Source organism: Apibacter sp. wkB309 (genome assembly GCF_002964915.1).
Lineage (GTDB): Bacteria > Bacteroidota > Bacteroidia > Flavobacteriales > Weeksellaceae > Apibacter.
In genome coordinates this window covers 446355-469088 of record NZ_PSZL01000022.1, presented here as the reverse complement: position 1 = coordinate 469088, position 22734 = coordinate 446355, and the positions used below count along the sequence as shown (strand labels likewise).

Annotated in this window: 18 protein-coding genes; 17 read left to right on the top strand and 1 reads right to left on the bottom strand. The window is 30.8% G+C overall.

The annotated features are described in order from the left end of the window. Nucleotides 1-107: 107 nt before the first annotated feature. A complete protein-coding gene (locus C4S75_RS07975) occupies nt 108-1652 on the bottom strand; it encodes a bifunctional response regulator/alkaline phosphatase family protein (RefSeq protein WP_105297770.1) in 1545 nt (514 codons plus the stop codon). A 57-nt stretch (nt 1653-1709) separates the two neighbouring features. On the opposite strand from C4S75_RS07975, the gene C4S75_RS07970 reads away from it, so the two are divergent. The 17 genes from C4S75_RS07970 (at nt 1710) to C4S75_RS07890 (ending at nt 22708) form a co-directional block, all read left to right on the top strand. Beyond that, nucleotides 1710-2939, top strand: coding sequence for an HD domain-containing protein (locus tag C4S75_RS07970; protein ID WP_105297769.1), 1230 nt, complete (start codon nt 1710-1712; stop codon nt 2937-2939). Nucleotides 2940-2980: 41 nt separating this feature from the next. Continuing rightward, the gene (gene lpxD, locus C4S75_RS07965) at nt 2981-4000 is read left to right on the top strand and encodes a UDP-3-O-(3-hydroxymyristoyl)glucosamine N-acyltransferase (RefSeq protein WP_105297768.1); all 1020 of its coding nucleotides are present in this window, start codon (nt 2981-2983) and stop codon (nt 3998-4000) included. A 25-nt stretch (nt 4001-4025) separates the two neighbouring features. Continuing rightward, a complete protein-coding gene (locus C4S75_RS07960) occupies nt 4026-5429 on the top strand; it encodes a bifunctional UDP-3-O-[3-hydroxymyristoyl] N-acetylglucosamine deacetylase/3-hydroxyacyl-ACP dehydratase (protein ID WP_105297767.1) in 1404 nt (467 codons plus the stop codon). 4 nt (nt 5430-5433) lie between these two features. Further along, nucleotides 5434-6222, top strand: coding sequence for an acyl-ACP--UDP-N-acetylglucosamine O-acyltransferase (lpxA, locus tag C4S75_RS07955; RefSeq protein ID WP_105297766.1), 789 nt, complete (start codon nt 5434-5436; stop codon nt 6220-6222). 33 nt (nt 6223-6255) lie between these two features. Continuing rightward, on the top strand, nt 6256-6822 hold the full coding sequence (efp, locus tag C4S75_RS07950) for an elongation factor P (protein WP_105297765.1): 567 nt from the start codon (nt 6256-6258) through the stop codon (nt 6820-6822). A 49-nt stretch (nt 6823-6871) separates the two neighbouring features. Next, complete coding sequence (locus C4S75_RS07945) at nt 6872-7783, top strand: UDP-3-O-(3-hydroxymyristoyl)glucosamine N-acyltransferase (protein ID WP_105297764.1); 912 nt, start codon at nt 6872-6874, stop codon at nt 7781-7783. A 35-nt stretch (nt 7784-7818) separates the two neighbouring features. Beyond that, nucleotides 7819-8691, top strand: coding sequence for a succinate--CoA ligase subunit alpha (gene sucD / locus C4S75_RS07940; RefSeq protein WP_105297763.1), 873 nt, complete (start codon nt 7819-7821; stop codon nt 8689-8691). A 40-nt stretch (nt 8692-8731) separates the two neighbouring features. After that, nucleotides 8732-9313 (top strand): porin family protein, encoded by a 582-nt coding sequence (locus C4S75_RS07935; RefSeq protein WP_105297762.1) that lies wholly within the window; start codon nt 8732-8734, stop codon nt 9311-9313. 528 nt (nt 9314-9841) lie between these two features. Further along, nucleotides 9842-10063: a DUF2795 domain-containing protein gene (locus tag C4S75_RS07930; protein ID WP_055424695.1), complete on the top strand. Its 222-nt coding sequence runs from the start codon at nt 9842-9844 to the stop codon at nt 10061-10063. Between the two features lie 97 nt (nt 10064-10160). Then, nucleotides 10161-13493, top strand: a complete 3333-nt coding sequence (gene secA / locus C4S75_RS07925) for a preprotein translocase subunit SecA (RefSeq protein ID WP_105297761.1) — start codon at nt 10161-10163, stop codon at nt 13491-13493. A gap of 92 nt (nt 13494-13585) precedes the next feature. After that, complete coding sequence (gene prmC / locus C4S75_RS07920) at nt 13586-14455, top strand: peptide chain release factor N(5)-glutamine methyltransferase (RefSeq protein ID WP_105297760.1); 870 nt, start codon at nt 13586-13588, stop codon at nt 14453-14455. 346 nt (nt 14456-14801) lie between these two features. Continuing rightward, nucleotides 14802-16400 (top strand): bacillithiol biosynthesis cysteine-adding enzyme BshC, encoded by a 1599-nt coding sequence (gene bshC, locus C4S75_RS07915; protein ID WP_158254236.1) that lies wholly within the window; start codon nt 14802-14804, stop codon nt 16398-16400. 36 nt (nt 16401-16436) lie between these two features. Beyond that, nucleotides 16437-18170: a LysM peptidoglycan-binding domain-containing protein gene (locus C4S75_RS07910; protein ID WP_105297758.1), complete on the top strand. Its 1734-nt coding sequence runs from the start codon at nt 16437-16439 to the stop codon at nt 18168-18170. A gap of 56 nt (nt 18171-18226) precedes the next feature. Continuing rightward, the gene (gene fabD / locus C4S75_RS07905; protein ID WP_105297757.1) at nt 18227-19114 is read left to right on the top strand and encodes an ACP S-malonyltransferase; all 888 of its coding nucleotides are present in this window, start codon (nt 18227-18229) and stop codon (nt 19112-19114) included. A gap of 376 nt (nt 19115-19490) precedes the next feature. After that, nucleotides 19491-20186, top strand: coding sequence for an ABC transporter ATP-binding protein (locus C4S75_RS07900; protein WP_105297756.1), 696 nt, complete (start codon nt 19491-19493; stop codon nt 20184-20186). 10 nt (nt 20187-20196) lie between these two features. Next, the gene (locus tag C4S75_RS07895) at nt 20197-21426 is read left to right on the top strand and encodes an ABC transporter permease (protein WP_105297755.1); all 1230 of its coding nucleotides are present in this window, start codon (nt 20197-20199) and stop codon (nt 21424-21426) included. Nucleotides 21427-21457: 31 nt separating this feature from the next. Beyond that, nucleotides 21458-22708: an ABC transporter permease gene (locus C4S75_RS07890; protein ID WP_105297754.1), complete on the top strand. Its 1251-nt coding sequence runs from the start codon at nt 21458-21460 to the stop codon at nt 22706-22708. The last annotated feature ends 26 nt before the right edge of the window (nt 22709-22734 follow it).

The window sequence follows — 22734 nt, the reverse complement described above, 5'->3', positions numbered from 1 at the left end:
GAATAAAAGATAATGCTTACTAGTTTATCATAAATAATTAAATATATGTTCGTATGTTAAATGTTGTTAGTTTAAGCAACTGTGTTTAGATGGAATATTATAATTGTTTATTCCAAAACAGCTATAGGAATTATCATTTCCTCAAGTGAGATTCCACCATGCTGGTAGGTATCTTTATAGTAATTAACATAATGATTATAATTTTTTGGATAAGCAAAAAATTTGTTTTCTTTAGCAAAAATATATTTTGAGTTTAAGTTAACTTTTGGCAAAAAATAATCCTCCGGATCACTCACGGCAAAAACATCTTTTTCATCGTATTGTAAGTTTTTTCCTAATTTATATCTAAGATTGGTGGATGATTCTTTATCGCCAATTACTTTACTAGGTTTTTTCACATAAATGGTACCATGATCGGTTGTAATGATCAATTTAAACCCTTCTTCCGCGGCGGATTGAATAATTTTTAATAAACTTGAATTTTCAAACCAAGTATAAGTCAAGGATCGGAATGTTTTGTCATCCCTGATTAATTCATTGACAATATTATTGTTTGTTTTCGCATGAGAAAGAATATCTATAAAGTTATAAACGATAGTGATAAAATCTGCATTACTGCTGTGATGTTTAAATTCATCTGAAATTTTTTTCTCAAATTCAGCATTTAAAATTTTAAAATATTTATTTCTAATATTTTTTAGCCCTAAACGCTGAAGCTGAGCTGTTAATAATTCACTCTCATATTGATTTTTATGTTCTTCATCATTCTCGCCTATCCAATATTGAGGAAATTTTTTTTCAATCTCTAAAGGTAGTAATCCGGCAAAAAAAGAATTTCTTGCATATTGAGTAGCTGAAGGAAGAATGCTGAAATAGGATTTCTCAGTTACAGAATTAAAATACTTAGAAAATAATGGTTCAATAATTTTCCATTGATCATAACGCAAATTATCGATCATTAAGAGCAAAACCTTTTTATGTTTGTTAATAACCGGTCTAACGACATCATTGAATGCAGTATGAGACATGATCGGTTTTTGTTCAGAATGCAACCAATCATGATAATTATTTTCTATAAACTTTGCAAACAAACTGTTAGCTTCATCCTTTTGATTACTTAAAATTGCACTCATTTCAACATCGGAAAGTTTATCAAAACTAATATCCCATTGAATAAGTTTTAAATAAAGTTGTATCCAATCTTCATAGGATTGAGCATACATTAAGTCCATTGAAATCTTTCGAAATTCCTGTTGATAATTTTGAACCGTTTTTTTCTCGATTATCTCGTCGCTTTTAAGTATTTTCTTTAAACTTATCAATACTTGATTGGGATTAACAGGCTTAAGGATATAATCTGTGATTTTTTCGCCAATGGCTTCTTCCATAATATCTTCAGCTTCATTTTTCGTTACCATAATTACAGGTAAATTCGATTTTATTTCCTTTATCTTTTGTAGAGCTTCTAAACCGCCAATACCGGGCATATTTTCATCAAGCAGAACTGCGTCAAAATTGTTTATGGGAATCTGTTCTAAGGCCTCAGCTGCATTGTTGACATAAATAACCTCATATCCTTTGTTTTTTAAAAAAATTATATGAGGTTCCAATAGTTCTATTTCGTCATCAATCCATAATATTTTTTTACCCATGCTTATATAGTTATTTATTTACATTAATTTTGCATTAATGTACAAAAAATATGCCTATTGGAAAAAATAAATAAGAGGAAAATTTTTAATGATCCGGTATTAGGATTTGTTTCCATATCCGATGAATTACTATTTGATATCATTGAACATCCCTATTTTCAGAGGTTACGGCGGATATCTCAAACAGGCTTAAGCTATTATGTTTATCCCGGTTCTACACATTCGAGATTTCTTCATGCCTTAGGATGTATCAACTTGATGCAAATTACCCATAAAGTCCTTAAAGATAAAGGCGTTAAAATTTCTAAAGAAGAAGAAAGAGCCTCTTTAATAGCTATATTATTACATGACATAGGACATGGACCCTTTTCCCATGCACTAGAATCAACATTATTGGAAGGAATACATCACGAAAAACTTTCAATCACTTTTATGAAATTATTAAATGAGGAATTTAATAATGAATTATCATTAGCAATTGATATTTTTTTAAATAAATATCCTCGTAAATTTTTTCATCAGTTAATTTCAAGTCAAATAGATTTAGATCGATTGGATTATCTAAAAAGAGATAGTTTCTTCACCGGAGTTTCTGAAGGTAATGTAAATTCAGAAAGGATTATAACTATGATGAATGTAGTTAATGATGAATTGGTAATTGATGGTAAAGGAATCTATTCTATAGAGAAATACTTGACATCAAGAATGTTTATGTATTGGCAGGTATATTTCCATAAAACATCGGTGACAGCCGAAATATATTTAATTGAAGCTTTAAAAAGAGCCAAACAATTAGTAAAAAAAGGTAAAAATGTCCCTTCATCCGATGTGTTGCAATATTTTTTGGAAAAATCCGACTTTTTTGAAATTAACAAAATGGATTTGGAGAAATTTGCACAGCTTGATGATTCTGATGTAATTTCAGCCTTGAAATTATGGCAGTCTCATGAAGACAAAACATTGAGTTTATTAAGTCAATTCATTATTCAAAGAAAATTACCCTCTTCACTTATAATTTCAGAACCTATTTCAAATGAAAAAGTAGAACAAATAAAAAATGAAGTTAAAAAATTATATTCCATAGAAGATGCAGGGTATTTTGTACACCAAAAAGAGTTAAGTGTATTAGCATACAACGATACCAAAGACCCGATCAAATTACTTTTAAAAAATGGGGAAATTTTGGAATTACAAAAAGCAGATAATCAAGTCTTAGTTAAAGATTTAAGAAAGAAAATAACTCGTTATCATTTATGTATACCCAGAGAAATTAGTGGTGTTAAATAAAGATTTTTATAATCATAATAAAATGTTTACATTTGCCAATCATGGAATTTAGCGCTGAACAAGTAGCAAATTTAGTAAATGGGGTTATAAAAGGTAACCCCCAGGAAAAAGTATCTTATATATCTAAAATAGAAGATGGTAAGCCCGGTACCATAACCTTTTTAGGAGGAGAAAAATATCAGGAATATTTAAAAGATACCAAAGCTTCTATTGTTATTATATCAAAAGAACTATTACCGAAGGACATTTCCAATTTACCAACTATTATTGTTGTGGAAAATGCATATTCAGCTTTCAATAAATTATTGACTATTTATAATGAGATGAAAATAAAAAAACAGGGTATTGAAAGTCCTGTATTTATATCTCAATCTGCAAATTTATCGGAAGATGTTTATGTAGGGGCATTTGCTTATATATCAAATCATGTAAAAATAGGTAACAATACTAAAATTTACCCTCATGTATTCATAGGTGAAAATGTTAGTATTGGAGATAATTGTTACTTAGGTCCCGGAGTTAAAATTTATGATGATTGTGTAATAGGAAATAATTGTTCTATTCATGCAGGAACTATAATAGGAGGAGACGGTTTTGGATTTCAGCCAACAAGCGAAGGATACGAAAAAGTACCCCAATTAGGTAATGTAGTCATTGAAGATAATGTGGAAGTAGGATCTAATTGTTCTATTGACCGAGCCACCATAGGATCAACAATTATCAAAAAAGGAGTTAAATTAGATAATTTAATACAAGTAGCTCATAATGTAGTAATTGGAGAACATACAGTTATAGCAGCTCAAGCAGGTATAGCAGGTTCTTCAAAATTAGGAAAATGGAGTATGATCGGTGGGCAGGTAGGAATTTCCGGACATCTAAATGTAGGAAATAGAGTTATAGTTCAAGCACAAAGCGGGATAACTAATGATGTAGAAGATGACCAAAGACTATTCGGTTCTCCAGCAATACAATATTTAAAATATCAAAAAAGTTTTATATACTTTAAAAAACTTCCTGAAATAGTCAATAGATTAGAGAAGTTAGAAAAAGGTAAAAAGTAAATCTTTAACTAGTAATTTATATAAAATGTCAGATAAGCAAAAGACACTTAAACAAGAGTTTACATTAAAAGGAAAAGGTTTGCATACAGGTAAAGAAGTTGTCATGACAATTAAACCTGCACCTGTAAACACAGGATTTATTTTTGTTAGGGTGGATTTGGAAGGGCAACCAACTATTGAAGCTGATGCAACCTATGTGACTTCTACTGAAAGAGGTACCGTTTTAGAAAAAAAAGGAGTAAAAATACATACTTGTGAACATGTATTAGCTGCATTAACCGGAATGGATTTGGACAATGCATACATTGAGATGGATAGTTCAGAACCTCCTATTATGGATGGCTCATCCAAGTTTTTTGTAGAAGCTATTGAAAAGGCCGGTGTAGTTGAACAAGAAGCAAACAGGGAATACTTCACAATAAAAGAAATAATTTCTTACACAGATCCGGAAACAGGTTCAGAGATTACTGCAATACCTTCCGATCATTTTGAAGTAGCAACTATGGTCGATTTTGGTACTAAAGTATTAGGGACACAAAATGCTACCATGAAAAGTATTCAAGATTTTAAATCTGACTTTGCCAATGCCAGGACCTTCAGTTTTCTTCATGAACTGGAAACTTTATTAGACTCCGGATTAATAAAAGGAGGAGATATTAATAATGCCATTGTTTATGTAGATAAAGAACTTTCACCGAACACTCTGGATAAACTAAAAGTTGTATTTAATCAGCCCGAAGTAAGTGTAAGACCTAACGGAATATTAGATAACGTGACCTTATACTATCCTAACGAAGCAGCCAGACATAAATTATTAGATGTTATTGGTGATTTAACCTTAGTAGGGGTTCGATTAAAAGCTAAAATCATAGCTACCAAACCCGGACATCATTGCAATACACAATTCGCAAAAAAATTAAATAAATTATATAAATTATTTAAAAGAAAAAATATACCGGAAATTGATTTGCAAAAAGAGCCGGTATACGATATAAAAGATATCATGAGAATGCTTCCTCATCGTCCTCCTTTTTTATTGGTGGATAAAATAATGGAAGTTGATGATAAACATATAATCGGAGTTAAAAACGTAACTATCAATGAACCTTTTTTTGTAGGTCACTTTCCTAATGAACCTGTTATGCCGGGAGTATTACAAATTGAAGCTATGGCTCAAACAGGAGGTATTTTTGTGCTGGAAAATGTAGACGATCCTCAAAATTACTCTACTTACTTGATTAAATTAGATAATGTGAAGCACAAAAGAAAGGTTATACCCGGAGATACCTTAATTTTTAAAATTGACTTATTAGAACCTATACGAAGAGGAATTGTACATATGCAAGGATATGGATACTGTAATGGACATATGGTTGTTGAAGCAGAAATGATGGCTCAAGTAGCGAAAACCAAAGAAGAGAAGGAGTAGAAAAATGATTCAACCATTAGCTTTTGTACATTCCGATGCAAAAATTGCAAAGAATGTTGTTATTGAACCATTTTCATCTATTTATAAAGATGTTGAAATTGGAGAAGGAACATGGATAGGCTCTAATGTCATTATTATGGAGGGAGCTCGAATTGGAAAAAATTGTAAAATATTTCCCGGAGCAGTAATTTCAGCAGAACCTCAAGATTTAAAATATAAAGGTGAAAAATCTTTAACGATTATAGGAGATAATACTGTACTGAGAGAATGCGTAACTGTAAGTAGAGGTACTTCAGATAAAATGAAAACAGTTATAGGCGAAAATTGTCTGATAATGGCTTATTCCCATATCGCCCATGATTGCGAAGTAGGGAATAATTGTATATTCTCTAATAATACCACCTTGGCAGGACACATAACTGTAGGAGATTACGTTGTAATGGCAGGAATGACAGCCGTACATCAATTTTGTTCCATTGGTAATCATGCATTTGTAACCGGAGGATCACTTGTAAGGAAAGATATTCCCCCTTTTGTAAAAGTTGCCAGGGATCCATTGTCCTATGTTGGTATTAATTCTGTAGGACTAAGAAGGAGAGGTTTCAGTTCCGATAAAATTGCGGAAATACAAAACATATATCGAGTTATTTTTCAAAACAAATTGAATATCACACAGGCCTTATCAGTAGTAGAAGCTGAATTTGAGGCTACCCCCGAAAGAGATGAAATCATTCAATTTATACAATCAAGTATGAGAGGTGTAATGAGAGGATTTAACGCTCAAGGATTATAAAAATAGTAGTAAAAAAATTTAAATTATATACATATGGCTGGAATGGGAGATATAAAAAAGGGACTTTGTATCAATTTTAATGATGACATCTATAAAGTAATTGAGTTTTTACATGTTAAACCGGGTAAAGGTCCTGCTTTTGTAAGAACTAAATTAAAATCTTTAACATCAGGAAAAGTTGTTGATAATACCTTTTCAGCAGGTAGTAAAATAGAAGATGTAAAAGTTATTACTCGCAAATATCAATATTTATATGATGATGATCATGGTTTTCATTTCATGAACAACGACGATTTTTCTCAAATTTATATAGATAAAAATTTGATTGAAAACGCTCAATTTATGAAAGCAGGTGAGGAGGTTATGATTATCTTGAAAGAAGAAGATGAAACACCATTGTCAGCAGAATTACCGGCAAGTGTTATCATGGAAGTAATAGAAGCAGAACCCGGCGTTAAAGGAAACACAGCTACCAATGCGCTTAAAAATGCAATCATTGAAACCGGAGCTAAGGTTTTAGTGCCCCTATTTATTGAGGCCGGTGAAAAAATAAAAATTAATACAGATGACGGCTCTTATATCGAAAGAGTAAAAGATTAGAAAAGATTAAATATATTCGTATATTTACCTATCATTTTTATTTAATATCATGAAATTTCCAAAATCATTTACACTAAAAAACATTGCATCAATTATAGGATGTGAATATATTGGAAAAGATGACTTTCCAATTTATGGAACTAACGAAATTCACCGCGTAAAAGAAGGAGAAATAGTTTTTGTAGACCATCCCAAATATTATGACAAAGCATTACGCAGCGAAGCAAGTGTAATATTGATTAATAAAAAGGTTGAATGTCCGAAAAATAAAGCACTCCTTTTATCTGATGATCCTTTTAGAGATTTTAATAAAATCAATGATTATTTTGTAAAATTTACGCCTCAAAATAAGTTAATTTCCGATGACGTTCAAATTGGTACAAACACCGTTATACAACCGGGAGTTTACATTGGTAAACATGTAAAAATTGGCAATGATTGTGTAATTTTTCCAAATGTTACCATACATGATTATACTGAAATAGGTAATAATGTCGTTATACAATCAGGAACGGTACTTGGAGGTGATGGCTTTTATTATAAAAACCGCGGAAGTTATTATGATCGATTGAAATCTGTAGGTAATGTTATAATAGAAGATAATGTTGAAATTGGTTCGAATTGTACTATCGACCGAGGGGTTACAGCTTCTACCATTATCGGTGAAGGTTCAAAATTGGATAATCTCATACAAGTGGGACATGATACCGTTATTGGAAGAAAATGTCTAATAGCATCTCAAGTAGGTATTGCCGGTTGTTGTAATATTCAAGATGAAGTGAGCATATGGGGACAAGCAGGATTTGCCTCTTCACTTACCGTGGGAGAAAAAGCTGTGATTTTGGCACAATCGGGAGTTTCTAAAAATTTGGAAGCAGGAAAGACTTATTTTGGTTATCCTGCCGAAGAAGCTAAAAAGAAATTAAAAGAAATGGCTACACTCAAAAGATTAGCCAAATAAAAATTGAATTAATTATTCATCTTTAAATTATAAATATGTCTGTTTTGGTTGATAAAAATTCCAAAGTAATTGTTCAAGGATTTACAGGTAAAGAAGGTTCTTTTCATGCAGAACAAATGATTGAATACGGAACCCAAGTGGTTGGAGGAGTAACTCCGGGAAAAGGAGGAACTACCCATTTGGATAGACCTGTTTTCAATACAGTTAAGGAAGCCATCGACCAAACAGGGGCTAATACCTCCATCATATTTGTTCCCCCTGCGTTTGCTTCTGATTCGATAATGGAAGCAGCACAAGCCGGAATAAAAGTTATTATATGCATTACAGAAGGTATTCCCGTTGAAGACATGGTTCAAGTTAAAAATTATCTTAAATCGTACGATTGCACATTAATAGGCCCTAATTGTCCGGGAATTATTTCAGCGGAAGAGGCAAAAGTTGGAATCATGCCCGGTTTTATTTTTAAAAAAGGAAAAGTCGGTATAGTTTCTAAATCAGGTACACTAACCTATGAAGCTGCTGACCAAGTGGTTAAAGCCGGGTATGGCATTTCAACCGCAATTGGAATTGGTGGAGATCCTATCGTAGGAACATCTATTAAAGATGCCTTGCAACTACTTATCGAAGATAAAGATACAGAATGTATAGTTATGATAGGAGAAATTGGAGGTCAACTGGAAGTAGATGCTGCATTATGGTATAAATCAAATAATATAACTAAGCCTATTGTCGGATTTATTGCAGGAATTACTGCTCCTAAAGGAAGAACTATGGGTCATGCCGGGGCTATTGTTGGAGGAGAAAATGATACAGCACAATCAAAAATGAAAATTATGGCTGAATGCGGTATCCATGTTGTTAACTCTCCTGCAGATATAGGAAAAACAGTTGGCAAAATATTCGTTTAGGCATTTTTTGCTCAGCAACAAACCAAAAAATTATATATTTATGAAAAAAAGCGTTCTTTTATTATTATTAATTCCGATTTTGTCTTATTCGCAAGTAAGATTTGGTGTAAGAGGAACACTTCAAAATACAAGTGTTTCCAATATACATAAAGAATCCAGCAGTAGAAATGCTGCATCTATCGGTGTTTTAGCCCAAATTCAATTAGACTCTTATAATCGGTTTTTCATACAGCCTGAGATATCATATTCCATGCAAGGGGAAAAAGATAAGATTAAGCTGTCAGGAAGTCATACGAAAGCTAAATTTTTTCAAAATTATATAAACATACCGATTTATTTTAGGGCGTATTTATCAGAATCCGAAAGCGAATTTTTTGCAGAAGTTGGACCTCAATTAGGAATATTAATATCCCAAAAAGATAAAGACTTAGAAAAAAAGCGATACGGCTCTAACCCTAAGAATCTTGATACATCCATATCTGTAGGGTTAGGATATAGTATTGTTAGAAAATCAGAAATTTTCGTTCGTTATAATTACGGTTTTATGGATATTTATGATAAATTCTACCAAAAACAAAATACATCAGTAATTGCTTTAGGTTTTGCCTATATTTTTGATTAACAAAATATAAATAAAATATATTCATGGGATTAATTTGTTTAATCCCATTTTTTTATGGTTATAACTCTCTGTGTTTTTTAAATATTTGATCTAAAATACCGACAGTTTTAAGCTTTATCTATGAAAAATTGTCAGTTATAATATATGACATTTGTGACAGAAAATTTTCAGCCATTATTTTTTTAAGATAGCAACATTTATTTTTATAATATGTATTATTTAAACTAATGACACTTTTTATAAAAATAATATTAATATTTTTATTAATAATATTTCAATAATTTATATTTTAAATACAAAAATTATCACTTTTATATATTGTCTGGCCTATATAATAATCAACTTAATAAAAATTATTAACGATAATAATCCAATAAACTAAGTGAACAAATTATCTCAAATACTATAATAATTAGATTAAAAATTGAGACAATTTGTATTAAATAGAAATAAAAAATGGGATTAAAAAATTTGGCTTGAAGTTTGATGTGTGGAAGGAAAAATTAATCATAATATAAATTTTACCTTATGTATTGGACCTTAGAATTAGCGTCTTATTTAAGTGATGCGCCGTGGCCCGCCACAAAAGATGAATTAATTGATTATGCTATCAGAACCGGCGCCCCTTTGGAAGTAGTTGAAAATCTACAGGCAATTGAAGATGAGGGCGAGATTTACGATAGCATTGAAGAAATATGGGCGGATTATCCGACTGATGATGACTTCCTCTGGAACGAAGATGAATACTAATTTATAAGCCCTAGCTCGTTTAGGGCTTTACTTTTCATAGTTCATACTAAAAAAGCTTTTTTTTAGTACATTTGTACGTACAAATTAATTACATATAATGAATATATTAAATTCAGTCCTCAAATTATTTATTGGGGATAAACATAAAAAAGATCTTGCACAATTAAATAAATATCTGGACAAAATTAAAAAGGAAGAAGAAAGTATTTCTTCTTTATCTTTTGATGATCTAAGATTTAAAACCATTGAGTTTAAAGAAAAAATATCTCAAGCAACTTTTGATCTTAAAAATAAAATTGCAGAATTAAAAGAACAAACTCAAAATGTTGATAATATAGACGAAAAAGAGCGATTATACAGCGAGATTGAGAAATTTGAGAAGGAATCCTACGAAGTAGAAGAAAAAATATTGGAAGAAATACTTCCTCAAGCATATGCTTTAATTAAAGAAACAGCCCGACGATTTGCTGAAAACAACACTATTACCGTTACAGCCACTGAGTTTGATAAAACATTGGCATTAACTAAAGATTATGTTACCATTGAAGGAGATAAAGCATTATGGAGAAATTATTGGAATGCGGCGGGTAAAGAAGTAAAATGGGACATGATTCATTATGATGTTCAGTACATAGGGGGAACCGTATTACATCAAGGAAAAATTGCTGAAATGGCAACCGGAGAGGGAAAAACCTTAGTAGGAACGCTTCCTATGTATTTAAATGCTCTACCGGGACGTGGAGTTCATGTGGTAACAGTTAATGATTATTTAGCAAAAAGGGACTCCGCATGGATGGCACCTTTGTTTGAATTTCATGGATTAAAAGTAGATTGTATTGATAATCATCAACCCAATTCGGAATCTCGAAGACAAGCTTATCTTGCAGATATTACTTACGGAACCAATAATGAATTTGGATTCGATTATTTACGTGACAATATGGCAAATTCACCAAATGACTTAGTTCAAAGAGAACTTAATTATGCCATTGTCGATGAGGTAGATTCCGTTTTAGTAGATGATGCGCGTACGCCATTGATTATATCCGGACCGGTACCTCAAGGAGATAAACAAGAATATCAGGAATTAAAACCGGTTGTTGAAACCATTTTTACGGCTCAAAAAAATGAAATTTCAAAATTATTTCAGGAAGCAAAACAATTAATAGCTTCAGGAGATAAAAAAGAAGGAGGTTATAAATTATATCAAGTATATAGAGGATTACCTAAACATAAGCCTTTAATTAAATACCTTTCAGAAGAAGGGAACAAAGCTATTTTGTTAAAAGCTGAAGCTTATTTTATATCGGATAATAACCGAATGATGCCTGAGGCAGATAAAGATTTATATTTTTCAATTGATGAAAAAAATAATCAGGTGGAACTTACCGATAAAGGAATTGAATTTTTGTCAAAAGGAAATTCCGATCCTAACTTTTTTGTATTAGAAGATTTAGGAACTGTATTTGCCGATATTGAAAATAAAAACTTATCCAAAGAAGAAGAACATAAAGAAAAAGAAGAATTCTTACGATACTTTGCCATCAAATCCGAACGTATTCATTCTTTAAGTCAGTTGCTCAAGGCATATACTTTGTTTGAGAAAGATGTAGAATATGTTGTAATTGACGGACAAGTTAAGATTGTTGACGAGCAGACCGGACGTATTATGGAAGGGCGTCGTTATTCTGATGGATTGCATCAAGCTTTAGAAGCTAAAGAAAATGTAAAAGTCGAAGCAGCAACACAAACGTTTGCTACAATTACTTTACAGAATTACTTTAGAATGTACAATAAATTGGCAGGTATGACCGGTACTGCCGAAACGGAAGCCGGAGAATTTTGGGAAATATATAAATTAGATGTAGTGGTTATTCCTACCAACAAACCTGTAATTAGAAACGACCAACAAGATTTAGTTTATAAAACCAACAGAGAAAAATTCAATGCCGTTTTAAATGAGGTGATACGTTTATCTCAAGAAGATAAAAGACCGGTATTGGTGGGAACTACTTCTGTAGAAATTTCCGAATTATTAAGCAAAGCTTTAAAATTAAGAAAAATACCGCATAATGTATTAAATGCAAAATTACATAAAAAAGAAGCAGACATCGTTGCAGAAGCGGGAAATCCGGGAGTAGTAACTATTGCTACCAATATGGCCGGAAGGGGTACCGACATTAAGTTAACAGACGAAGTTAAAGCCGCAGGAGGGTTGGCTATCATTGGTACGGAAAGACACGATTCTAGACGGGTAGACAGACAGTTAAGAGGTCGTGCCGGTCGTCAGGGAGATCCGGGATCTTCTCAATTCTATGTTTCTCTAGAGGATAATTTAATGCGTTTATTCGGTTCTGATCGAATAGCTAAAATGATGGATCGATTAGGGCATAAGGAAGGAGATGTAATTCAACATTCCATGATCACTAATTCCATTGAAAGAGCTCAGAAAAAAGTTGAAGAAAATAACTTTGGAATTCGTAAAAGATTGTTGGAATATGACGATGTAATGAATAAACAAAGGGAAGTAATTTACAGCAGACGTAAAAATGCTCTTTTTGGTGAGAAGTTAAGTATCGATATCGCTAACATGATTTATGATACGGCTGCTTTATTAGTAAGAGATAATAAACAAGATAAAAACTATAAAAATTTTGAATTTGAGTTAGCAACAGTGTTTGCTATGGATACTCCTGTAGATGAAGCAGAGTTTAACAGATTATCTGAAAAAGAACTTGTTGATAAAGTTTTTGAACAAGCAGAAGCTTATTATAAAGAAAAATTAGAAAATACGGCACAACAGTTGTATCCTATCATATCTAACGTCTTTTTAGCAAGAGGAAACACATTTAAAAATATTTCCGTTCCTTTTACTGACGGTACAAAAGTATTAAATGTAACCACCAATTTAGAAGATGCTTACAATTCTGAAGGAAAAGCTTTATTAAAAGACTTTGAAAAAGGAATTACCTTAGCATTAATAGATGAAAATTGGAAAGAACATTTAAGAGAGATGGATGAATTAAGAAAGTCTGTACAATCAGCCGTTTACGAACAAAAAGACCCGTTGGTTATTTATAAACAAGAATCCTTTGCTTTATTTAGAGATATGCTAGATAAAACCAATAAAGAAATTATCTCTTTCTTGTTCAAAGGAGGTTTACCATCTGAACCTGAAGAATCAAAAATAGAACAAGCTCGTGAAGTAAAACAAAAAGTGGTTGAGAGCAGAGAATTTGTTGAAAATGATGAAAAACAGACTCAAGAAAAGCCGGTTTCCGAACCATTACGTGTAAACAAGATCGGAAGAAATGAAATGGTACATGTGCGTAATTTGAGAACCGGAGAAGTTAAATCTTTGAAATTTAAACAAGCGCAAAGTCTTATAGAGGAGGGAAGTTGGATATTGGTTGATCAAGAGGATGAATAACCTCTAAAAAATATTAGAAATTTGAGCCGGAATAATAAAAAATTATTATTCCGGTTTTTTATAAAAAAAATTAAAACCTAAATGCATTTAGTATGAAATCATTAGCAGAAATTAGAAACCAGTTTATTAAAAATCTTTCTTCGCAATATACACTTAAAGAAATAGATATTATTTTTTATGCGTTGGCAGAAACTTATTTGCATAAAGATAAAATTACCTTAAAATTAGGATTGGATGAAATGCAAGAAGATTCTCAAATAAAGCCTACACTTTTTCAAACAGCCTTATTTCATTTAATTAGCGGTATGCCTTATCAATATGTGGTAGGTTATACGGAATTTTACGGCTGTAAAATTTCTGTAAATCCCCATGTGTTGATTCCCAGACCGGAAACAGAAGAATTGGTATCTTGGATTTGTAATGACTTTGAAAATAAAAACGAAGAGTTGAATATCATCGATTTATGTTCCGGAAGTGGATGTATTGCTATTGCATTAGCTAAAAACTTAAAAGCAAAGGTATCTGCTCTTGAAATTGATGAAAAGGCGATAAATTTGGCCAAAAAAAATGCAGAAAGCAATCAAGTTCAGGTAGATTTTATACAGTCTGATTTACTTAATACGGGGCACCTAATAAAGAATACTGAAAAGTATGATATTATTGTATCCAATCCTCCCTATATCAGAGAATATGAAAAAAAAGGTATGGAGAGTAGGGTAGTCAATTATGAACCATCCAAGGCTTTATTTGTGCCGAATGATGATCCATTGGTTTTTTACAGGAGTATAATAGATTTTTCTCTAAAAAACATGAAGCCACAAGGAAGAGTATATGTTGAAATTAATCAAGATTTAGGAGAAAAAACCAGACAACTGTTTTTGGAATACTTTAATTACGTAGAATTAAAACAAGATATATCCGGTAATTTTAGGATGATTAAGGCTAAAGAAATAGCTTTTTAAACATGTAAGTATATTGTGTGTAATTGTATTAAAAAAAATTAAAATATCTATTTTTGAAGTAGTTTTTCATTTCCCGTCAAAATTCATCATCTCAGGTTCTTAGTCAGCCAAAGTCATAGAACGTTCTTTTTCTTAAAAAGTAATATTAGATCCTCCTGCCTTTTGCAAGCCTTTCTTTTATAAGAATATAATATTAATAATTAATATATATTAATATAGATAGTGTAAATGTTTGGCACAATTATTTTATTTACAGTAAATATGGTTAAAAACTTAATCTTTGTCATTACTATTTAGATACAAAAGTGTAGTTTTTATCTGACAAAAATTATTGTAAATTTGAATTGTGAAAAATCAGATTAACATTGCCGATATTCCCGGAAATTCTCAATTAATTAAAGATTATGTTACTAAGGAGGAAAAAATCGCATCTCTTTATGGAAGAAATTTATCACCTAAATCTTTACTTAAACAAGCTAGAGAAAAAATTTCCAATTATAAACATAGGGAAAAGTTAATTGATGAATTGCAACGTCAGTTAAAAAATTTACAATTGTCTGAAAAGCAAACAATCAATCTAAAAAATCTTAGTTTAGCGAATTCAATGACCATCACAACCGGACATCAACTAAATTTAATGACCGGTCCGTTATATTTCATCTATAAAATTTTACAGGTAATAAAATTATGTGATACGATGAATGAAAGACAAGAGGAATTTAAATTTATTCCAATTTTCTGGATGGCTACGGAAGATCATGATTTTGAGGAAATAAATCATTTTAACTTTAATAGGGAATTTATAAGTTGGAATGAGAAACATCATGATTATGTAGGTGAAATTTCAACCGGTGGATTAAAAACTGTCCTATCAGATTTTTATGAAGAATTGAAATATTATCCTTTTGGAAATGATTTAAGAAAGATTATTGAAAAATCCTATTATACCGCGGATAATCTTTCAAATGCCACTCGAATTTTAGTTCATGAATTGTTTAAAGAATATGGTCTATTGTTTATAGATGGTAATACAGAGACTTTAAAAAAATTGTTTATACCGTTTATTAAAGATGATATCAAGGAAAAAAAATCTTACCGAATCATTTCAAAAACAATCGAAAAATTAAAATCGGATCATTATAAAATACAAGTAAATCCGAGAAAAATTAATTTTTTTTATCATAAAAATAAAGAAAGAAACCGTATAGATGAAACCAATGGTAAATATTATATTTTAGGAAGCTGTAAAAATTTTAGTGAAGTTGAAATACTGGAAGAAATAGATAAACATCCTGAAAATTTCAGTCCCAATGCATTAATGAGACCGGTGTATCAGGAAGTCATATTGCCTAACGTTGCCTATATTGGTGGAAATGCAGAAATTGCATATTGGATGGAACTTAAAGATTATTTTTCAGCACAAAATATTCCTTTTCCTATATTGGTGCCAAGAAATTCCTTTTTATTGATTAATGACAATCAAGAAAAAAGAATGAAAAGACTTTCTTTGAATATCAATCATTTATTTCTACCTAAAGAACAAACTATTAATACCCTAGTAACTCAAAATTCATCCTATATATTTGATTTTGCAAAGTACGAAAGTCGTTTAAAAGATATGTTTGATGATTTATTAAAAGAATCTGCTAATACAGATCCTAGTTGGGAAAATATGATTATGGCACAAAAGAAAAAGCAACTCAATGGGTTAGAAAAAATAAACAAACGTTTTTATAAAGCAAATAGATTAAAGCATAAAGAAATTGTGTACAATTTTGAAAAATTATACGAAGAACTATTTCCTAAAGGTAGTTGGCAGGAAAGGGTCTATAATTTTTCATTTTATTATGCCACAATGGGATCTGAATTTTTAGCTCGAATATATAATGAAATCAATGAATTTCAAAATATTGTAACAGTATTTAATTTAGAAAAAGGGAAATAAATAATTTAATTACATTTGCAACAAAGTTATTTAGAAATGAAAAAGCAATTTAATACGCTGCTATTATTATTTATAAGTTCCTTGATGCTTTCGCAACAGCAAAAACATACTGTTATGGCGAAAGAAACGCTTTATGGGTTAAGTAAAAAATACAATGTTTCCATTGATGATTTAAAAAAAATAAATCCTCAATTAAATAGCCGTACGCTACAGATAGGGGAAATACTTATTATACCGGATAAAAAAGCTTCTTCCAAAGCGAATGAATATTTAACTTCCAACACTGTTAATAACACACAAAATATAGAAAATACACAAAACTTGGATTACTTTTATATTACCGTTGAGCCAAAACAAACGTTGTACGGATTAAGTAAAAAGTATCATACTACAATTAAAAGCATAATAGCTCTTAATCCGGCTATGGATAAGAACGGTCCCAAAATTGGTGAAATTTTAAAAATTCCTGCCAATTCCTCATTGGAAAATTCAAATGCTTATAATCATGTTTATAGTGAAGATAAAAAGGATCAGGAAGATTTAAAAATAAATAATTCAGATTCAAAAGAAGAAATCAACATAAAAGATAAAAAAGAGTTAACTTCGGCAAAAGATGATCCAATAGAAACTAATAAAAAAGAAAATATTGAAAAACAGAATGATAAGGAATCAGATATCTTAAGTAAAAATAAATTACCTGAAAATGATTTACAGAATGATGCTAAAGATCAATCAACAAGTCAAGCCGATAGTGAATTTAGAAAAGACGGAGTAAATGTGGTTTTATTTTTACCTTTCCATACCGGAGAATCGTCCGTTAATGCGGAAAGACGTATAGCTACTCAATTTTATTCAGGAGTTAAACTTGCTCTGGATTCTTTGACCCATAGAGGAAAAAGAGTTCATGTAAAGATATTTGACACAAGTAATGATAATAAATTCAGAGAAATTGTAAATACCTATGATTTTTCGAATACCAATCTTATAATAGGACCTTTATTTAAATCGAACTTATTGACCCTAGCAGATAAAATTAAAAAAATTCCAATTATTTCTCCATTTTCTTCCAGCGATGATCTAGATGAACACGAAAATTTAATTTTATATAATACAAAAGATCAAATATTAGCTGAGAAAGTAACTGATGAAATGTTAAAAAAATATTCCAACGAAAAAATATATATAGTATATGATGAGGAACATTTTAAAACGGCTCAATTTATTCAATCATTAATTAAAGATAGAAAAAATAATGCGGAAATAATTTTAACTAAAAATGCAGAAGATATTAAACCGGATCAGAATTTAGTTACTGAAGAATATAATAAAATTTATGCCCTATTAATTTCAAATCAAGATCCGGTAATAAATAAATATTTGGATACGATAACTAGTTTTGAAACTAATCAAGTACAACCTATTTCTTTATTTTACTCTTCTTTGTTTGATAATAAAAAATACGAAGAAAAACTTATAAATTTCGGATTGTTATATTTAGATACAAATTATGTAAATGAATTTGGTTTTAATGAACAAAAAATGATGAATTTATATAAGAAAAAATATTGTCATATGCCGGATAAATACGCCATTACCGGTTTTGATGTAACATATGATATTTTAAGTCGTGTTGATGAAAAAGGGAATTTATCTAACTCAATTATGAAAGCTGAAAGCAAACAAGTCAGCAATAAATATTCTTTTAGAAGAATAAATAAAAATGGAGCTTGGGTTAATCAAGAAGCTAGAATTATTCAATTATTAAAATAACTTAAAACAAACAAAATTATATATAACAATAAAATACTTAATATTAAAAAAAATTAATGAATTCATTAGTATTTCCCGGACAGGGTTCTCAGTTCCCAGGCATGGGAAAAGAAATATATGAGAGCAGAGCTGATATTAAAGAAATGATGAACTCTGCTAATGATATATTAGGGTTTAATATCATTGATATCATGTTTAAGGGAACCGAAGAACAACTAAAACAAACAAAAGTAACACAACCTGCAATTTTTATCTATTCTATAGCTTCTGCTAAAGTTAATGAAAATGCCCGAATCGAAATGGTAGCAGGGCATTCCTTAGGAGAATTTTCTGCATTAGTTGGAAATGGAGTCCTGTCTTTTGATAACGGTTTAAAATTAGTATACGAAAGAGCCTTGGCGATGCAAGAAGCTTGTGAAGAAAATCCTTCTTCGATGGCAGCGGTTATAGGTTTAGATGATGAAACTGTCGAAAAGGTATGTCAGGAGATTTCCTCTGAAAATAATATTGTAGTTCCCGCAAATTATAATTGTCCTGGGCAATTGGTTATATCAGGGCACACAGAGGCAGTTAAACAAGCTTGTGAAACTTTAAAAGAAAAAGGGGCTAAAAGAGCAATTTTGCTGCCTGTTAGCGGGGCTTTCCATTCACCACTTATGAAGAGTGCCGAGAAAAGATTAGAAGAAGTTATTCTTAAAACTAAATTTAATACACCTAGTGTCCCAATATATCAGAATTATACCAGTAAAGCTGTTACCAATATTGAGGAAATAAAAGAAAATCTTATTAAACAATTGACCTCTCCGGTAAACTGGACAAAAATAATTCGTAACATGATACAGGATAATTGTTCGGTATTTACAGAAACAGGTCCCGGAAAGGTTTTACAAGGATTAATTAAAAAAATTGACAGTTCCGTTGAAGTTTCCTCACTTTCCAACTAAAAAAAATTTAATATAATAAAAAAAAGAGATCTTATTTAAGATCTCTTTTTTTTATGACGAATATTTTTTAATGATAAATCATTAACTTTTTTTAAACAATAAGATTTTGAATCTGTCTATAATATCACCATTTAGAATTTATGTTTATAAAAATTTTTAAAACAGATTAAACATAAATTAATTAAAGGTTTATACAGATATAATTAATTTGCTTTAGTAAAAGCTATAACTAACTAAACATTTAATTTAATTTATCGATCATTTTTAGTTTATATAGAATGTTAAACATATATTAAATAAACTGTTTCGATTTTGCGGTAATCTGTAACATTTAGTAGTTAAATTATACAAATTAGTAACTACAATTGCAAACGACATGATTTCATTGAAAAACATACATAAGTATTATGACATAGGTCATAATAAATTACATGTATTAAAAGGAATTAATCTGGAAATAGGAGAAGGAGAAATGGTTGCTATTATGGGATCTTCCGGATCAGGTAAATCTACCTTATTAAATATTCTTGGAATATTGGATTACGCTGACGAAGGAGAATATCTATTAGATGGGGTTAAAATTGAAAAAGATTTAAGCGAATCAAAAGCAGCAGATTACAGAAATAAATTTTTAGGCTTTGTTTTCCAGTCCTTTAACTTGATAAGCTTTAAAAATGCTATGGAAAATGTCGCACTTCCTTTATATTATCAAAAAGTAAAACGTTCTCAAAGAAATTCCAGGGCTATGGAATATTTAAAAAGGGTAGGATTGGATGATAGAGCAGATCATATGCCTAATGAATTGTCGGGTGGACAAAAACAAAGGGTGGCAATTGCTCGCGCATTAGTAACACATCCTAAAGTTATTTTAGCCGATGAACCTACAGGAGCGCTTGACAGTCAAACCACATATGATGTAATAAAATTTTTACAAAAAATTAATAACGAAGGAAAAACTATTTTAATAGTTACACATGAACCCGATGTGGCAAAACAATGCAAAAGGGTAGTTCATTTAAAAGATGGTATAATTGAAAGGGATGAATTTATTAATCAAGAAGTTTTAGTATAATTTATTAACTATGTTTAATATAGATCGCTGGCAGGAAATATTTTATTCCATCAAGCAAAATAAATTAAGAACTTTTCTTTCGGGTTTTACAATATCATTAGGATTATTTATCTTCATTATACTTTTCGGTTTTGGAAATGGGTTAAAAAATGGCTTTTCACAAGCCTTCATATTGGATTCCTCCAGTACAATTAATATTATTCCGGGAAAAACAACCGAAGCATATTTAGGTTTACAACAAAACAGGGATGTTACTCTTAAAAATGAAGATCTTGAACTCGTAAAAAAAGAATTTGATGAAAATTTAGAATTTAAAACGGCAACCATCACACAGCCTGAAAATGTTTCTTACAGAACATCCTCAGGAATCTATACAGTTCAAGCAACTTATCCGGATAAGCAATATATTGAAAAAGCCATTATAACATCAGGACGTTTTTTAAATCAATCAGACATTATAAACAAAACTAAATTTGCCGTTATAGGTCGATTGGTAGAAAAAGATCTTTTTAAAAATGAAAAAGCCTTAGGAAAATACATAAATATAGGCGGAATCAATTATAAAGTTGTCGGTGTTTTTTATGATGAAGGAGGAGATAATGATGAACGAATAATCTACATCCCTATATCCACTTTACAAAGTCTCAAAAAAAGTACGGATCATGTAAGCCAGATAGATGTGGCTTATCTATCGGATATGAAACCTAGCGTAGCTGTAAAATTAGGAGATGAGATTGAAAGAACTTTACGCTCCAAACTTAAAATTTCCCCTACGGATAAAACCGGTTTGGTTATTCGAAACCGAGCCCAAAATATGGAAGATACCTACTCGTTTTTCACGGTGATTTCTTCTTTAGTTATGTTTATAGGATTTGGTACCATTATGGCCGGAATTATCGGTATTAGTAATATTATGGTTTATATCGTAAAAGAAAGAACAAAAGAAATAGGAATTAGAAAAGCCTTAGGAGCAAAACCATTCAGTATTGTTTGGCTTATATTGCAAGAATCTATTTTTATTACAGTTATTTCCGGAATATCGGGTGTTATTTTAGGTAGTCTGGCTCTTTATTTTATAGGTAATAACCTTTCCACCTATCTTATAGTAGATCCTTCGGTAAGTAAAGAATTATTAATTTTTGCAACGGTATCCTTAATAACTTTTGGTACGGTAGCAGGATTTATTCCGGCAAGAAAAGCTGCAAAAATAAAACCTATAGAAGCCTTAAGTTCAGATTAAACTATTTATTGAAATTTAATATCTTATACAAATGCAAATTTTAGATAGAGAAACATGGGTTGAAATTTACCATACTCTCAGCAAAAATAAGTTGCGTACCATTTTAACAATGATCGGTGTGGCATGGGGAATGTTTTTGTATGTATTTCTTTTAGGAGCTGCTAAAGGAGCAGAAAATGGTTTTTATAAAATATTTGACGGATATGCAACCAACAGTATATTTCTTTGGGGAGGATCTACAGGCGAACCTTATAAAGGATACCCAAGAGGAAGGGACTTAGCCATACATTTGGATGATGTAGAATATTTGAAAAAACAGGTTCCTGAAATTGATTTTGTAGTACCTAGAAATGCTGCGTCTTCAGAACAAAGTGTTATAAACAGAAAAAATAAAAGTAAAAATTTTACCGTATTTGGTGATTTTGCTTCGGTATCCAAAGTACAAAAGAAACAATTGATTACAGGAAGATTACTTAATGAAGAAGATGATGTTCAGAAAAAAAAGGTTGCGATAATCGGTAAAGAGGTGTATGAACAATTATTCAATAATAAAGAAAATGCTATAGGTGAATATATCAAAATTAACGGAATTTATTTTCAAGTAGTAGGAGTTTACAGAAATCCAAATTCTGGATTTTTACAGGAAGATGTCGTATATATTCCTTTCAATACCTATCAGAAAATATACAATCAAGGAAATAAAGTAAATTGGATGGTAATTTCCATTAAGCCACAGTTCAATGTTAATGTGGTAGAAGAAAAGATCAAAATAGCTTTAAGAAAAAAATACGATGTAGCTCCTACAGATGAAAAGGCTTTCGGTGCTTGGAATTTTGCTGAGAACTTTAGAAAATTAACCAATTTCTTAAAAGGATTGCAAATACTTACTTGGTTTGTGGGAGGATTAACCATTCTTGCCGGAGTAGTTGCTATTTCCAATATTTTATTGATAACAGTGAAAGAAAGAACCTTGGAAATAGGTATCCGTAGAGCATTAGGAGCTAAACCGGGTGAGATTAGATCACAAATACTTATGGAAAGTGTGTTTTTAACTGTATTTTCCGGTCTACTCGGTTTCATATTAGGAGTGTTACTTTTAATAGGGATGAGTTCATTTATGGGCGATGCCAATCCTAAATTTCCGTTCTATAATCCAACTGTAAATATTTGGAACGTATTAGCAGCCTTGTTTTTAATGGTAAGTTTAGGTTTGTTTATTGGACTTATACCCGCTCAAAGAGCAGTACAAATAAAACCGATTGAGGCTTTGCGAACAGAATAACAGTCATATAAATTAGTTTAATTTTG

Coding starts and splice junctions, on each gene's coding strand:
- C4S75_RS07935 (WP_105297762.1), top strand. CDS start 8,732: ATGAAAAAAAGCGTTCTTTTATTATTATTAATTCCGATTTTGTCTTAT.
- C4S75_RS07975 (WP_105297770.1), bottom strand. CDS start 1,652: ATGGGTAAAAAAATATTATGGATTGATGACGAAATAGAACTATTGGAA.
- lpxD (WP_105297768.1), top strand. CDS start 2,981: ATGGAATTTAGCGCTGAACAAGTAGCAAATTTAGTAAATGGGGTTATA.
- C4S75_RS07960 (WP_105297767.1), top strand. CDS start 4,026: ATGTCAGATAAGCAAAAGACACTTAAACAAGAGTTTACATTAAAAGGA.
- lpxA (WP_105297766.1), top strand. CDS start 5,434: ATGATTCAACCATTAGCTTTTGTACATTCCGATGCAAAAATTGCAAAG.
- C4S75_RS07900 (WP_105297756.1), top strand. CDS start 19,491: ATGATTTCATTGAAAAACATACATAAGTATTATGACATAGGTCATAAT.
- fabD (WP_105297757.1), top strand. CDS start 18,227: ATGAATTCATTAGTATTTCCCGGACAGGGTTCTCAGTTCCCAGGCATG.
- secA (WP_105297761.1), top strand. CDS start 10,161: ATGAATATATTAAATTCAGTCCTCAAATTATTTATTGGGGATAAACAT.
- C4S75_RS07895 (WP_105297755.1), top strand. CDS start 20,197: ATGTTTAATATAGATCGCTGGCAGGAAATATTTTATTCCATCAAGCAA.
- efp (WP_105297765.1), top strand. CDS start 6,256: ATGGCTGGAATGGGAGATATAAAAAAGGGACTTTGTATCAATTTTAAT.
- C4S75_RS07945 (WP_105297764.1), top strand. CDS start 6,872: ATGAAATTTCCAAAATCATTTACACTAAAAAACATTGCATCAATTATA.
- prmC (WP_105297760.1), top strand. CDS start 13,586: ATGAAATCATTAGCAGAAATTAGAAACCAGTTTATTAAAAATCTTTCT.
- C4S75_RS07910 (WP_105297758.1), top strand. CDS start 16,437: ATGAAAAAGCAATTTAATACGCTGCTATTATTATTTATAAGTTCCTTG.
- C4S75_RS07890 (WP_105297754.1), top strand. CDS start 21,458: ATGCAAATTTTAGATAGAGAAACATGGGTTGAAATTTACCATACTCTC.
- C4S75_RS07930 (WP_055424695.1), top strand. CDS start 9,842: ATGTATTGGACCTTAGAATTAGCGTCTTATTTAAGTGATGCGCCGTGG.
- sucD (WP_105297763.1), top strand. CDS start 7,819: ATGTCTGTTTTGGTTGATAAAAATTCCAAAGTAATTGTTCAAGGATTT.